Origin of the sequence: Psychrobacter immobilis, from assembly GCF_904846285.1 — a bacterium.
In the GTDB taxonomy this organism is placed as follows: domain Bacteria; phylum Pseudomonadota; class Gammaproteobacteria; order Pseudomonadales; family Moraxellaceae; genus Psychrobacter; species Psychrobacter immobilis_D.
Genome location: NZ_CAJHAD010000076.1, coordinates 1 through 593 on the forward strand (window position 1 = coordinate 1; position 593 = coordinate 593).

Below are 593 nucleotides of genomic sequence, written 5' to 3' on the forward strand. Positions count from 1 at the left end.
TTTCAGAATCATAAGCTTTATCAGCAATAAAGTAGGTCGCATCCGTTAGCATCTCTATAATGTCATCTACCGCTTGGCTGTCGTGGACATCACCCCCAGTGATTTTAAAATCAATCGGGTTTCCATGCGAATCGACGGCGAGATGAATCTTAGTGGTGGTTCCACCTCGTGACTTTCCGGTAGCTCGAAGCTCTCCTCGTCTGGCGCCGCTTGAATGCTGGTGACAGCGGATGTAGCTTCCATCTGCGAATACCCACTCTTCATCAATACTTGCTCGTAGGTCAAAAAAAATTGCTCCCACAAACCCTTTTTCGACAACCTATTGAAACGATTATAGGCAGTTTTCCAAGGACACAGTTCACTCGGTATGTCACGCCATGGCGCGCCTGTACGAAGTTTCCACAATATGGCTTCCATAACTTGTCTGTCGTTTTTCCAAGTATGACAGCCATGAGCTTTCATGGTACTTTGGAGTTGTTCCCATGTATTATCAGTGAGTACTGTTCTTGCCATAATGTAGAGAGCCATGTTTGAAATAGTCTCTATATTTTAAGGCTTTTGAACTTACTTTTCCAGATTAGGGACACGCCCTA

General features: G+C 44.5%; 1 pseudogene. It reads right to left on the minus strand.

From position 1 onward, the window contains the following. Window positions 1–513: pseudogene (locus JMX13_RS13630) on the minus strand (IS5 family transposase); the annotation flags it as partial. Window positions 514–593 lie beyond the last annotated feature (80 nt).